This window comes from Bradyrhizobium hereditatis (assembly GCF_020329435.1).
Taxonomy (GTDB): Bacteria; Pseudomonadota; Alphaproteobacteria; order Rhizobiales; family Xanthobacteraceae; genus Bradyrhizobium; species Bradyrhizobium hereditatis.
Genome location: NZ_JAGKJK010000009.1, coordinates 289,705 through 302,190, shown reverse-complemented (window position 1 = coordinate 302,190; position 12,486 = coordinate 289,705). Strand labels below are relative to the sequence as shown.

Genomic DNA, 12,486 nt, shown 5'->3' with positions numbered 1-12,486 from the left:
CCGCTACCGGAATTTCCATAGTTGACGCGTCACCGACGCCGCAAAAGCTGCACTTGGCGCCGTCAAATTGCGGACGCCCGGCTTGGAATATTCAAGGGAGATCAGCCATGGCGCAGATCCATACCGAAAGACAGCCCGTCACCCAGATCACCATCGTCGAGTCAGAGCCCGAGAAGCAGGCCGAGGCGTTGTCGATGATGACCGAGCGCGCCCGCTTCATGGCGCGTCAGCCGGGCTTCGTCTCCATCAGCCTGCATCGCAGCCTGGATGGCCGCCGCATCGTCAACTACGTGCAATGGGAGAATCGCAATCTGCTGCGATCGGCCCATCAATCGCCAGAATTTCGCAAGCAATGGGGTCATTTCGACGAGATAACGAGCGAGATCGATCCTCATCTGTACGAAGTCGCCGAAGTCATGGACAGTGGACGGTAAGCATCGCGGCGCCATCTACACACTCTTGCTCGCTCGATAGGAACGGCCGAAAGCGTCGCCGCGTTGAACATTGTCGCGTCGAACATTGAAAAGGCTGCCGGCCCAGTCCGGGCCCGCCCAGGGAATCAGGGGCGCGAAGGAGGAGCAGCAGACGCGGTGCTCATCCGACGAAAAGCGGCAAGGCAAATCCGGACATGGTTGCAGCTTTGGCCAGACCAAGCTGGAGCGACTCAAATATGCAGCATTCCCGACCATTGATCACGCCTTCTGGAAACGGAATTCTGGATCCAGGGACCGGCCGTCCCGTGAGTGACGACTACTTTTTTGCGGGGTTGAACAGTGAGCTGAGCGACAAAGGCTTCTTCGTTACCGCCACCGACGATTTGATCACGTGGGCCCGCAGCGGTTCGTTGATGTGGATGACATTTGGCCTCGCCTGCTGCGCGATCGAGATGATGCAAATGGCGATGCCCCGTTACGACGCCGAGCGGTTTGGATTTGCGCCCCGCGCCAGTCCGCGGCAGTCGGATGTGATGATCGTCGCCGGTACTTTATGCAACAAGATGGCACCCGCGCTCCGCAAGGTTTATGACCAGATGCCCGAACCTCGATATGTGATTTCGATGGGTTCGTGCGCCAACGGCGGCGGCTATTACCACTATTCGTACTCGGTGGTGCGTGGCTGCGACCGGATCGTTCCGGTCGATATCTATGTCCCCGGCTGCCCGCCGACCGCCGAAGCGCTGCTTTACGGCGTGCTGTTGCTGCAGCAAAAGATCAGGCGTTCGGGCACTATCGAACGTTGATTGTCGGTCGCCCGGAACGCGGGAACCTGCCACAGCACTCGTGTTGAGCAAGGGGATTCTGGCTAGCGCTCGTCGCTCGCGCTTTTTAGCACAGTAATCAGGTCGTCGATCTCCATGCGCTTGCGAAAGTCGGGATCGACGAAGCGTGCCTTCACCCGTCCGTCACGGCCGACCACGAAAGTCGCCGGGATCGGCAGCACCCAGCCGTCATTGCCGTGAAAGCCCGCCATGTCCTGGTATGACAGCAGCTCTTGGATTTCGCTGCCGAGCCAGATCGCAAGATTGAGCGACAGCGCGTATCCGTTGTCGAGATCGGTCAGCACGGGAAACGGCGCGTTGGCCTCGGATTTGAATTGTTCGGCATAGGCCTGCATCTCCGGCATGATCGCGACCGTCTGCGCGCCCAGCGCCTTGATGCGGTCCTGCGCCTGAATCACCGCCCGCACATTCAGCCGGCAGTAAGGGCACCAATGGCCACGATAGAACATCACCGCGACCGGACCCTGCTCGATCAGTGATGTCAGGCTGATCAGCCGGCCGGTCTCATCCGGCAATACGAACGGCGGCATCACTTCGCCCGGCCGCGGCGCATTCTCGCCGCCGCCATTCTCATTGAGCCGCGCCACCAGCCGGTCGACCGCCTCGCCATAGGCCGGAAAGAACTCCCTCCCCGCCGCGGCGTAGGCCTCGAGTTGCTCGCGCAAGGAACCTTCCATGTCGCGGCAGCGCAGGAAGGCCTCCTTGAGGCGTTCGGCATTGGCTGGCGATAGCATTGTCGTCATGGCTTGCTCCGGCATTTCCATATTATTTCCGGCCCGGGCCGCTCCGCAAGGGCGGCCGGGCGTTGCAGCGTGCTTGATCAGGGAATGTAGAAATTACCGGTCGGGTCGAGCATGCCCGAGGCCGAATAGAGCTGGCCCTTGTCCATGAAGAATACTGTGTTGTCAGGCACCTTCCTGGCGTTCTTCATCATCGCGTCGTGGTTCTTGGGTGTCGCTGCCATTGCCATCGCCGACATCTTCCCGGGGCCGCCATAGACGTAGGCCATGCCGGATTTGAATTCCCAGGCGCCTTGCGAGAAGGCGGTGGTAGCGACAACGGCAAACGCCGCAGCGGCGATCAGGGTCTTGGAAACGGTCTTCATGGGGAATTCCTTTATGTGGATGGTGACGCCCGCCAACCGGACGCTGCCCTATCAGAGGGTCGCGCGAGCCGAATGAGAAATGCCGATGCACAATCGGTTCGATAGCTGCGACGTATTGAGAGGCGCCGATAGCCCGCTGCTATCGACTTCAGAGCGAATCCGCATTTCATCTTGGCCGGCCGGACCTTCATCCTGTCCTCGAAGGCATGCGGAGGCATGCACCCATCGACAGGAGATTTCCGATGACAGGTCATTCGACGAACCGCCTTGCGAATTTCGGCGCCTCGCTGCTGCTGGCCTTGCTGATCCTTTCCGCCGTCTCCGCCGCACGCGCCGACGGCGACGACGGCATCGTCCGCGTCAAGAGCGCGGTGCCGATGGCAGAGGCCATCACCCGCATCAAGGCCGACATCGCCGCGAAGGGCATCAAGTTCTTCATGGAGATCGACCAGGCCAAGCTTGCGGCCGACGCCGGCATCAAGCTGCGTCCCTCGACGCTGCTGGTATTCGGCAATCCACCGCTCGGGACGCAGTTCATCACCTCGAACCCGAATGCCGGGCTCGACTGGCCGGTCCGGCTGCTGCTCACGCAGGACGACAATGGCGAGGTCTGGGCTATCTGGACCGATTTCGGATGGATCGCCAGACGTCACAACATCAGGGATCGTGGCGCGCAATTCGAAATAGCCACAAAGGTGGTGAGTTCGATCAGTTCGACCATCACGAAGAGGTAACGCGCAGCCGAAGCACCTGACGTCATCAGGCCGCCTCACGCCCGGCCTGATCGCACAGGCGAATAGAGGGGTTGGTTCGATGGCACCTGAGAAATTTGATGTGGTCATTTTAGGCGGCGGCAACGCGGGTATCGGCGTGACAGGACCCGTGCGGCGCGCCGGAATGTCGGTCGCGATGATCGAGGCGGATCTTCTCGGCGGCACCTGCCCGAACCGCGGGTGCACGCCGAAGAAGATCTTGGTCGCCGCGGGTCACGCGCTGCACGAGATCGAACGCGCATCGATCCATCGCATCGCCATCGGCAAGCCGAAGCTCGACTGGGCCGCGTTGATCGGCCGCGAGAAGGACATGATCAAGGATATCCCCGCCGCCCTCGCCCGCGCGATGGCCAAGCGCCAGGTCGAAATCATCAAGGGCCATGGCGCATTCATCGGCCCCGACACCATCCGTGCGGGCGATCGCGAGCTCCACGCCGGACATATCGTGATTGCGACCGGGTCCAAGCCGCGGCCGCTGCCGATTCCCGGGGCCGAGTTCATGATCACTTCGGACGAAATGCTGAGCGAACGCGAACTGCCGCGGTCCGTGATCTTCGTTGGCGGAGGCGTGATCGCGCTGGAATTCGGTCATGTCTACGCCCGCGCCGGCGCTGAGGTCTTGATCCTCGAAGCCCTGCCGCAACTGCTGCCCGCGATGGATGCCGACGCCGTCGCGAGCCTGCAGGTTGAGAGCGAACGCATTGGCATCCGGGTCCGGACCGCGGTCAACGTCAAACGCATTGAGCGGACGAACAGCCGCCTGCGCGTCGTCTTCGATCACCACGACGCCGAACAGACGGCTGAGGCCGACCGTGTCGTCAACGGCGCCGGCCGCGTTGCCAATGTCGATACGCTTGATCTCGCCGCGGGCCAGGTCGAGCACAGCAATGGCCGCATCGCGATCGATCGGCACCTGCGATCGGATTCCAATCCGAACGTCTACGTCTGCGGCGACGCAGTGCCGAGTTCGCCGCAACTATCACCGATCGCGACCTATGAGGGCGACATCGTCGGCCGCAACATTGTCGAAGGCCCAAAACATGGTCCCGACTATGCCAGCATGGCGACATCCGTCTACACCGTGCCGCCGCTCGCTTCGGTCGGTCTGACGGAAGCCGCTGCCCGGCAAAAGGGACTTTCCGTCAGCGTTCACACCAACGACATGCTCGGTTGGTTCACGTCGAAGACCTATGCCGAAACCGTGGCGTGGTCGAAGGTGATCGTGGAGCAATCGACCGATCGCATTCTTGGCGCTCATTTCGTCGGGCACTCCGGGCAGGAGTTGATCAACATCTTCGGACTTGCGATGCGGTTTGGCATTACCGCAAGCCAGATCCGCGGCAATGTCTACGCCTATCCGACATTCTCCTCCGACCTCAAGCACATGCTCGGCCACGGCTAGCTCGCATAGCGCGACGCTATCGATTCAAGAGCTAGCCGGCATTTCCTCTCGTGCACGATTTCGATGATGGTGGCGATGTAGCCGGCCAAGCAAATCGGGGCCGAGACAGACAGCAACAGAGGAGACCACGTCATGTCCAAATCCATCGTTACGTCGCGCACCATCCGGCACGGCCTCGCGCTAGCCGCGCTTGCCGCAGGCTCGCTTGCGACAAGCACTGGCGCCGTAGCCGGCGAATGCCCGGCCGGGAAGATGCAGCCGAATGTCCGCCCGATGGTCGACCACAAGGCGGTCGGCGTCACCGACGTCACCCTCGGCTCGATCAACCTCGAAAAACAGCCGGCAAACATCAGGGAGCGCGAGCTGCGCTTCCGCAAGCTGACGATCGAGCCCGGCGGCATCGTGCCCTGGCACAGCCATGACGATCGTCCCGCACTGATCTACGTCCAGCAAGGCGAGATTGTCGAATATGCCAGCAACTGTTCGGAGCCGATCGTGCACAAGGCCGGCGAGATCAGGCCGGAAGTCGCCGGCACCTCGCACTGGTGGAAGAATCTCGGCAAGGAGACCGTCATTCTCTATGTCGGCGATGTTCGTAAGGATCCACACGATCACAACATGTAAGGAGCTGTGACGAGCGCCACCGACGTCTCGTTGCCGGATGTGACGACCTGGGAGTCCCCGTGTCGCCCCACACGCCCAGGCGTCACATCCTTCTTTCTCCGGGATGACAGGGAGAAGCGTCATGACCGACATCTCCGCGCCGACGAAATCCGAAGCGACGGATATGCAGGGTCACTCGCCGGGCGTCGTGCTGCGATCCCTCGTCATCGGCCTCACGGCGTTCCTGACGGTGGTCGATCTTTTCGCGACGCAGGCGATCCTTCCTTCGCTGACCCGGCATTACAACGTTACCCCGGCCGCCATAGGGTTCGCGGTCAATGCCTGCACCATCGGCATGGCGATCGCCGGCCTCATCGTCGGTTTTCTGAGCCCGCACATCGATCGCAGGCTCGGCATTCTCGTCAGCCTGATCCTGCTGGCGATTCCCACCACCTTGCTGGCGATCGCGCCGGATCTCACGGCATTCACGCTGCTTCGCATTGCGCAGGGCCTCTGCATGGCGTCGGCGTTTGCGTTGACGCTGGCCTATCTCGGCGAACAGTGCAGCCAGATGGATGCAGGCAGCGCATTCGCGGCCTATATCACCGGCAACGTTGCGAGCAATCTGATCGGCCGCCTGGTCTCGGCTGCGGTGGTCGACACGTTCGGGCTGGCTTCGAACTTCTATTTCTTTGCGCTGCTCAATCTCGCCGGCGCCGTGCTGGTGTATTTCACCGTCCACCGGGCCAAGCCGATGCATGCTATGCCCGAGGCGCAAACACCGCTCGTAGCGACCGTCGGGCATTGGCGCAACCCGGCGCTGCGGTCAGCCTTCGCCATCGGCTTCTGCATCCTGTTCGCCTTCATCGGTACCTTCACGTTCGTCAATTTCGTGCTGGTGCGCCCGCCGCTCTCGCTCGGGCGGATGGAGCTCGGCTTCGTCTATTTTGTTTTCGCACCTTCCGTGGTCACCACGCTATTTGCCGGCCGGGCCGTGGCACGCTTCGGCACGCGGCCGGCAATCTGGGGCGCGCTATCGCTCGCCGCCCTGGGCCTGCCGCTAATGCTGTCTTCTCGTCTCGCCGAGGTGCTGGCCGGAATGGTGCTGGTCGGCATCGGCACCTTCTTCGCACAGGCCTGCGCCACCGGCTTTGTCGGACAGGCCGCCAGCGACAACCGCGGCATCGCCAGCGGAATCTACCTCGCCTGCTATTTCCTCGGCGGGCTTGCCGGCAGCGCTGTGCTCGGCCAGTTGTTCGATCGCTTCGGATGGACCGCCTGCGTTGCGGGCGTTGGCGCAGCGCTTTCCGTCGCGGCGCTACTCACCGCGCGTCTCGCGCTTGATCCTCGATCCGCCTCGTCTCCGGCATGAACAGCCAGATCACCGTCAAGCCGAGAGATGCGACCCCGGCCAGCCCGACGAAAGCGACGCTGCTGCCGAAGGTGTCGCTGACATAGCCCGCCAGCACCGGGCTGAGCGACGCACCGATGCCGGTCGCCGTGCCGACGACGCCTTGCGCCAGATTGAAGTGGCCGCTTCCGAAGGCGACGTCGGCCACGATCAGCGGCACCATCACGCTGAGCACGGCCGCGGTAATGCCGTCGAACACCTGCACGACGACCAGGAGATAGGGATCCCTGACCACCGCAAACAAAAGGCCGCGGATCGCCAATGCGCCGAACGCCAGCAGCAGCAGCGGCCGTCGGCCCCAGGCCTGCGCCTTGCGGCCGACCGAGGGCGAGGTCAAGGCCACAATGGCTTGCGGCACGATGATACAGGCCGCGATCAGCACCGGCGCCCACTGGCTCGACCGGGTCGTGACCACGCCCGCCATCAGCGGCAGCATCGCGGCATTGGCGAGTTGAAACAGCAGTACGCCGCCGGCGAAGATCAGGAGTGGCCGCTGCCTTAGAAGATGGAAAACGCTCGTAGCTTCCTTGTCAGGAACCTCGCGCACGATGGCGCCGTGCGATTGCGCAACGTCGATTTCCTGCGCGCGAATCCGGGAAAGCGCCAGCAATGTGGGGATTGCCAGAAGAAAGGTCACGATAAATACTGACTGGTTCGACAACAGGTAACCAACGGCACCCATAAGCGCCGCCGCCGAGCCGTTGCCGAGCGATGCGAATCGGGCATTGCGCCCGAGCCGCTCCCCGATCGCGTATGGTCCGACCAGGCCCAGGCTGATCGCCGCAATCGCTGGCCCCAGCACGCAGCTCGCCAGCGCATGCAGCGTCGCCGCCGCCGTCACCACCGGAAAGATCGGCCACAATGCATAAGCCAACGCGCAGCAGCCGATGGTGGCAACGGCCAGCCCCGCCACCAGCCGCTCCGAGCGCGCGGCATCGACGATCGCGCCGCCCGGCATCTGCCCGAGCAGGCCGATGATGCCGCCGATCGACAGCACAAAGCCGATCTCGACCTGCGTCCATTTCTGCGTCGTCAGATAGACCGCAATGAACGGGCCGAAGCCGGTCTGCACGTCGGCGAGAAAGAAGATGAACCAGTCGAGACCACGCTGGCTTTCGCGCGACGGCTTCGGCCTTGTGCCCGCCGTGGGCGGCAGCGGCACAACATCACCTCCACCGGCGGATCGCCCACGGCGATCGTCGTCAATCCGGTCGAACGATTGGGACGAGCGCGCGACCAGGCTGCTTCTCCTTTATTCGAGCATGATCTTTCTCGGAAAACCGGTGCCCACCTTTCGGATCCAGCTAGTGATCGAAATCCCACGGCTGCAAGCGGCCGGCCGCACCGAGAACGATCACCGGCGCGTCCTCCTTGTATTCAGGCGCCGCGGCCACCTGAGCCTTGGTTAATTCGAGCGTGATGCTGTCGCGCTTGTTGGCCACGCGGCCGAAGCGCAGCGCGCTCCAGTCGACGACGATCTTGCGGCTGCCGACGCCGAGAAAGCCGCCGAAGTCGATCACCGCGGCACGGACGGTGCCCTCACGATCGACGATCACATCGACGACGCGCCCCATGTCCTCGTTCGCCGCGCTGCGGACCTCGCGGCCCAGGATGCCGTGAGCATCCCTGGCGCCGATGACCGTGACCGAGGGCGGAGGCGGAGGCTCCTTTGCGGCATCCTGCGGCGCGGTGCGGCTACCTTGCGTCGCGCCGGTGTCTTCCGCCGCTGAAGCCGCCGGGCCGCCGGCAAGCGCGGCGGTTAGAAACAAGGTGAGAAACCGGGCGCGCATGCGGCCCTCCTTAAATTTGGACGCGAGAGCCACGCACGACTCCTAATGCGTCAATACGATCGACACCTGAATCTGGCCGCGCGTTCGCACCACCTCGAGCGACACTTCATCGCCGTGACGGCGAACCCTCAAGTCGACGCTGGAAGGCCCAAGCTGCAGGTCGCGCAACACTACCTCGCTGAGGAATTCCGGCAAGCGAGGATTGCGAAGGCGGATCTCGCCGCGTGCCGCGTCGAATTCTAGACCAAGTGCTGCTTCCAGCAGCGTGAAGGGCGTTGCGCTGGCCCAGGCCTGGGGCGCGCAAGCGACAGGATAGAGCACCGGTCCGCGCCGCCTTTCGCGCTGGAAGCCGCAGAACAGTTCGGGCAGCCGCCGCAGGTCCATGTAGCTTGCAGCATCGAACAGGGCCTTGAACAGGTGCGCCACCGAGTGCTTCAGGCCGTAGCGCGCGAAGCCAAGCGCGATCAGCGCATTATCGTGCGGCCAGATCGATCCGTCGTGATAGGACATCGGGTTGTAACGGGCTTCGCCGCGCGCGATCGTGCGGATGCCCCACCCCGAAAAGAATTTCTGGCTCATCAGATCGGCTGCGACCAGCCGCGCGCGATCGGTTCGAATCATACCGGTGAAGAGAAGCTGGCCGGCATTCGAGCTTCGCACCTTGCACTGCCGCTTGGCACCATCGAGCGCGAGCGCGTAGGTGCCGAGCTCCTCGCACCAGAACGCCTCCTCGAAGCGCTCGGCAAGCAGCAGGGCTTCGGATTCAAGCCTCGCGGCCTGATCAATCAATCCCAGTCGCCGGGCGCAGCGCGCCGCCAGCCGCTTGCCGGCGAAGACATATCCCTGAACCTCGGCCAGCGCGATATAGCCTTCGGCAAGCTGTCCATCGGCATGGAAGATCGCGTCGTGGGAATCCTTCCAGCCCTGGTTGGCAAGCCCCTGCTCGGTTGCGCGCTGATATTCGACGAAGCCGTCCTTGTCGGGATCACCGGGGCCGTCGATCCATTGCAACGCCGCTTCGATCGAAGGCCACAGCTCGGCCAGCGTGGCCTCGTCGCCGGTGCGCTCGACATAGAGACCGGCCAGCAGAACGAACAGCGAGGTCGAATCGACGCTGCCGTAATATTGGGCGAACGGCACTTCGCGCAGCGCCGCCATCTCGCCGCCGCGCATCTCGTGCAGGATCTTGCCGGGCTCGGCGTCGGCGAGCGGATCGGTGGTCTTGGCCTGGAAGAACGCGAGCCGCCGCAGCACGCCCTGGGCAATGCGCGGATCGACCCACAGCATTTGCAGCGCGGTGATCAATCCGTCGCGGCCGAACGTGGTCGAATACCACGGGATGCCGGCGTAGGGGTATCGCCCCTGCGGCGTCTCCGTCATGAGCATGTTGAGGTCGCCCATCGCCTGGCACAGTACCTCGTTGAAGATGTCGTTCGACGTCTCGATGCTGGCCGAGCCGCGCGTCGAGCTCCGCATCTCGCGACGGTGCGCCAAGAGGCCGCGGAAGAACGGCACCGGCTTCTGCATGATCGGCTTGTTGCAGGACACCGCGACGACCAGCGCGACCACTTCCTTCGGCGCCAGCTCGAAATGATAGGTTGCCGAATTGACAGAGAGCCGCGTCGGCCGCGGCTCGAAATGCAGTGCGGTGATGCGGACCTGACCATCGAGCCCGCTATATTCCAGCACGACATCGGCGGGACCGAGCAAGCGGCTCGAGCCGGTTCCGCGGCGAGGCCGGCGCTCGCCGCGCACCTCGAACAAATCGGCAAAATCATTGTCGAACAGAAGCGTCAGGTCGAAGCTTGCCGGCCCGTCGCCGTGATTCTGCAAGGCGATGCGCTGATACGCCGTGCCGCGCCACAGGAAAATCGAGCGCACGATGTGCAGCGTATCCTTCTGCAGCACCAGTCTGCCGTTGCGGTACACATCGGAATTGGTGAGGTCGACCGTCAGCGCTGAATTGTCGTCACGCAGGTTGGAGCCGAGCAACAGCGGCTGGACCTCATCGAGCACCATTTCGAGCCGGGCAAGATAGCGCGTGTCGGAATTGAACAGGCCATCGGGGCCGCCGGCCGAAGCGCCGATGTCGCCATGGCTATCCAAGACAATGAAGGTATCGTCATGCTTGAGCGAACGACGCTGCCGCGTCGCCGGGCCCGTCATCGGGATGTAGAACGGCGATTCCCCGACGACGTGATCGGCCGCCTCGATGGTGATGAGTTGGCTGACTTCGGCTGTCATTTGGACCTCAAGCGATTTCCTTAGCGCTGTGATGCACGCATTGGGACGCAAACGCTACTGTCGCAGATCAGGCCGCATGGCTGGCGAGCCGGCCCAGTTCGCGCGCAACCAACTCGCGGTAAGGGCCCCTTCCCTGCACCAGAATATCCGGCGGTCCGTCCTCAATGATCCGTCCGCCCTGCAGCACTACCACGCGGTCGAAATTGCGCAACGTGGCGAGACGATGGGCGATGGCAATTACGGTACGCCCGCGCATCAGGCGGGACAATGCCTCGCGGATCGCCTCCTCGGATTCGCTGTCGAGCGAGGCGGTCGCCTCGTCCAGCAACAGGATAGGTGCGTCTTTGAGGAAGGCACGCGCGATGGCGATCCGCTGCCGCTGTCCCCCTGATACCTTGATGCCGCGATCGCCGACCATGGTCGCCATACCCTCGGGCAGATTCTCGATGAAATCGCAGCGCGCCGCAATCGCCGCGCGTAGCACCTCGTCGTCGGTCGCATTCGGCCGCCCATAGCGGATGTTTTCCATGATCGAGCGGTGGAACAGCGAGATGTCCTGCGGCACCACCGAGATTGCCTCGCGCAGGCTTTCCTGCGTCACCCGCGAAATGTCCTGACCATCGATCGTGATGCTGCCGCGCTGGATGTCGTAGAACCGCTGCAGCAGCATGAACAGGGTGGACTTTCCGCCGCCGGAATGGCCGACCAGCCCGACCCGTTGTCCCGGCTGAATGCGCAAGGTGAACTTCTCGAACACCTGGGCACCGCCGGGATAGTGGAACGCGACGTTGTTGAAGGCGACGGCGGCGCCGCTGCGGATCAGCGGCTCGGCCTCTGGATGATCCTTCAGTTCGTGCGGCAGCAAGAGCGTCGCAATCGCCTCGGTCAGACGCGCAACGTGCTGGGTCACATCGACCAGCGCCACCGCAAGGTCGCGCGTTGCGCTCAGGATCGAAAGTCCGAGCGTACAGACCAGCACGACGTCGCCGGTGGTCGCTGCGCCCTTCTGCCAGAGCGTGATGACCCATGCGAGCAGCGCTATCGTCAGCGCGATGGTCACGACCGCGTGAAGAAGCCGGAGCTTTTCCAGATAGCGCAGGCTGCGCCCGCGGGCATCGAGTTCCCGCTCGACGGTGGCGTCGAAGCGGTCGTGTTCGTAGCTGAGGCCGCAGAAGGCGCGAACCAGCGGCAGATTGCTGATGACGTCGACCATCTCGCCGTCCACCGCAGCCGCCTTATCGGCGAAGTCATCATGCAGCGGCTTGCCCGCCGCCGCGAGATGGAACATCGCCATCAGCATGATCGCCGCGATGACGATCAGGCCTGCGGACATTGCGAAACTCACCGTCCCGATCAATAGAATCGCAGAAACCGTCGCAACGCATGGCGGCAACACATTCCAGACGAACATGTTTTCGACGGTGAAGACGGCGTTGGACGTTGCCGTGATACGGCTGGTCAGCATGCCCGGCAGCCGGTCCGAGAAGTAGCTCGGAGCATGTCCCGTGAGATGACGGAACATGTCGCGGCGGAGATCACCCGTGACACCAACGAAGGTGAAGCTCGCGATCCAGCTCGCTACCCGCCACAGCAGATTATCGGCTGCGATCAGCGACATGAGAAAAGCGAATGCCAGCCATACGTTGCCCGCGTGCGAGGGACCGGCCGTCAGGCTGTCGACCAGATTCTTCACGCCATATTGCGTGCCCACTGAACAGGCAACAGCCGCCACGACCGCAGACACAATGACGATGTGGGCCGCGCGACGCCGGCGCAGATAGCGCAGCACAAATGGAAACGGCCGTCGCACATACCCTGAGAGATTGTCCATGAGTTCCCGCAAACCTGTTGAGAGTGAATGAGAATCCCTAACGCCTGC

At 63.1% G+C, this 12,486-nt stretch carries 12 protein-coding genes; 6 read left to right on the top strand and 6 right to left on the bottom strand.

What is annotated here, in order from left to right; genetic code table 11:
- The first annotated feature begins 107 nt into the window (after positions 1–107).
- Both J6524_RS22555 and J6524_RS22550 read left to right on the top strand, forming a co-directional pair.
- Positions 108–434: an antibiotic biosynthesis monooxygenase family protein gene (locus J6524_RS22555; RefSeq protein WP_225674529.1), complete on the top strand. Its 327-nt coding sequence runs from the start codon at positions 108–110 to the stop codon at positions 432–434.
- Between the two features lie 236 nt (positions 435–670).
- Positions 671–1,240, top strand: coding sequence for a NuoB/complex I 20 kDa subunit family protein (locus J6524_RS22550; RefSeq protein ID WP_376712061.1), 570 nt, complete (start codon positions 671–673; stop codon positions 1,238–1,240).
- A gap of 62 nt (positions 1,241–1,302) precedes the next feature.
- Here the strand turns inward: J6524_RS22550 and J6524_RS22545 are convergent, their stop codons facing one another.
- Both J6524_RS22545 and J6524_RS22540 read right to left on the bottom strand, forming a co-directional pair.
- A complete protein-coding gene (locus J6524_RS22545; RefSeq protein ID WP_225674525.1) occupies positions 1,303–2,022 on the bottom strand; it encodes a peroxiredoxin-like family protein in 720 nt (239 codons plus the stop codon).
- A 77-nt stretch (positions 2,023–2,099) separates the two neighbouring features.
- Positions 2,100–2,384: a hypothetical protein gene (locus J6524_RS22540; protein ID WP_225674523.1), complete on the bottom strand. Its 285-nt coding sequence runs from the start codon at positions 2,382–2,384 to the stop codon at positions 2,100–2,102.
- A gap of 242 nt (positions 2,385–2,626) precedes the next feature.
- Here J6524_RS22540 and J6524_RS22535 point away from each other — a divergent pair, with 242 nt between their 5' ends.
- The 4 genes from J6524_RS22535 (at position 2,627) to J6524_RS22520 (ending at position 6,534) form a co-directional block, all read left to right on the top strand.
- Positions 2,627–3,118, top strand: coding sequence for a DUF302 domain-containing protein (locus tag J6524_RS22535; protein WP_225674521.1), 492 nt, complete (start codon positions 2,627–2,629; stop codon positions 3,116–3,118).
- A gap of 79 nt (positions 3,119–3,197) precedes the next feature.
- Positions 3,198–4,559 (top strand): dihydrolipoyl dehydrogenase family protein, encoded by a 1,362-nt coding sequence (locus J6524_RS22530; RefSeq protein WP_225674519.1) that lies wholly within the window; start codon positions 3,198–3,200, stop codon positions 4,557–4,559.
- 132 nt (positions 4,560–4,691) lie between these two features.
- Complete coding sequence (locus tag J6524_RS22525; RefSeq protein WP_225674518.1) at positions 4,692–5,183, top strand: cupin domain-containing protein; 492 nt, start codon at positions 4,692–4,694, stop codon at positions 5,181–5,183.
- A gap of 121 nt (positions 5,184–5,304) precedes the next feature.
- Entirely contained in the window at positions 5,305–6,534 is a 1,230-nt protein-coding gene (locus J6524_RS22520; RefSeq protein WP_225674516.1) for an MFS transporter, read from the top strand.
- Here the strand turns inward: J6524_RS22520 and J6524_RS22515 are convergent.
- The 4 genes from J6524_RS22515 to J6524_RS22500 form a co-directional block, all read right to left on the bottom strand.
- Positions 6,485–7,735, bottom strand: coding sequence for an MFS transporter (locus tag J6524_RS22515; protein ID WP_225674515.1), 1,251 nt, complete (start codon positions 7,733–7,735; stop codon positions 6,485–6,487). The genes J6524_RS22520 and J6524_RS22515 overlap by 50 nt on opposite strands.
- A 142-nt stretch (positions 7,736–7,877) precedes the next feature.
- Positions 7,878–8,363 carry a PRC-barrel domain-containing protein gene (locus tag J6524_RS22510; RefSeq protein WP_225674512.1) on the bottom strand — a complete coding sequence of 162 codons (486 nt, stop codon included), beginning with the start codon at positions 8,361–8,363 and terminating at the stop codon, positions 7,878–7,880.
- Between the two features lie 42 nt (positions 8,364–8,405).
- Entirely contained in the window at positions 8,406–10,607 is a 2,202-nt protein-coding gene (locus J6524_RS22505; protein ID WP_225674511.1) for an amylo-alpha-1,6-glucosidase, read from the bottom strand.
- Between the two features lie 67 nt (positions 10,608–10,674).
- On the bottom strand, positions 10,675–12,438 hold the full coding sequence (locus tag J6524_RS22500; RefSeq protein WP_225674508.1) for an ABC transporter ATP-binding protein: 1,764 nt from the start codon (positions 12,436–12,438) through the stop codon (positions 10,675–10,677).
- Between the last annotated feature and the right edge of the window lie 48 nt (positions 12,439–12,486).

Excerpts from the sequence above, each read along its gene's own strand:
- J6524_RS22555 (WP_225674529.1), top strand. The coding sequence starts at position 108 with ATGGCGCAGATCCATACCGAAAGACAGCCCGTCACCCAGATCACCATC.
- J6524_RS22550 (WP_376712061.1), top strand. The coding sequence starts at position 671 with ATGCAGCATTCCCGACCATTGATCACGCCTTCTGGAAACGGAATTCTG.
- J6524_RS22545 (WP_225674525.1), bottom strand. The coding sequence starts at position 2,022 with ATGACGACAATGCTATCGCCAGCCAATGCCGAACGCCTCAAGGAGGCC.
- J6524_RS22540 (WP_225674523.1), bottom strand. The coding sequence starts at position 2,384 with ATGAAGACCGTTTCCAAGACCCTGATCGCCGCTGCGGCGTTTGCCGTT.
- J6524_RS22535 (WP_225674521.1), top strand. The coding sequence starts at position 2,627 with ATGACAGGTCATTCGACGAACCGCCTTGCGAATTTCGGCGCCTCGCTG.
- J6524_RS22530 (WP_225674519.1), top strand. The coding sequence starts at position 3,198 with ATGGCACCTGAGAAATTTGATGTGGTCATTTTAGGCGGCGGCAACGCG.
- J6524_RS22525 (WP_225674518.1), top strand. The coding sequence starts at position 4,692 with ATGTCCAAATCCATCGTTACGTCGCGCACCATCCGGCACGGCCTCGCG.
- J6524_RS22520 (WP_225674516.1), top strand. The coding sequence starts at position 5,305 with ATGACCGACATCTCCGCGCCGACGAAATCCGAAGCGACGGATATGCAG.
- J6524_RS22510 (WP_225674512.1), bottom strand. The coding sequence starts at position 8,363 with ATGCGCGCCCGGTTTCTCACCTTGTTTCTAACCGCCGCGCTTGCCGGC.
- J6524_RS22505 (WP_225674511.1), bottom strand. The coding sequence starts at position 10,607 with ATGACAGCCGAAGTCAGCCAACTCATCACCATCGAGGCGGCCGATCAC.
- J6524_RS22500 (WP_225674508.1), bottom strand. The coding sequence starts at position 12,438 with ATGGACAATCTCTCAGGGTATGTGCGACGGCCGTTTCCATTTGTGCTG.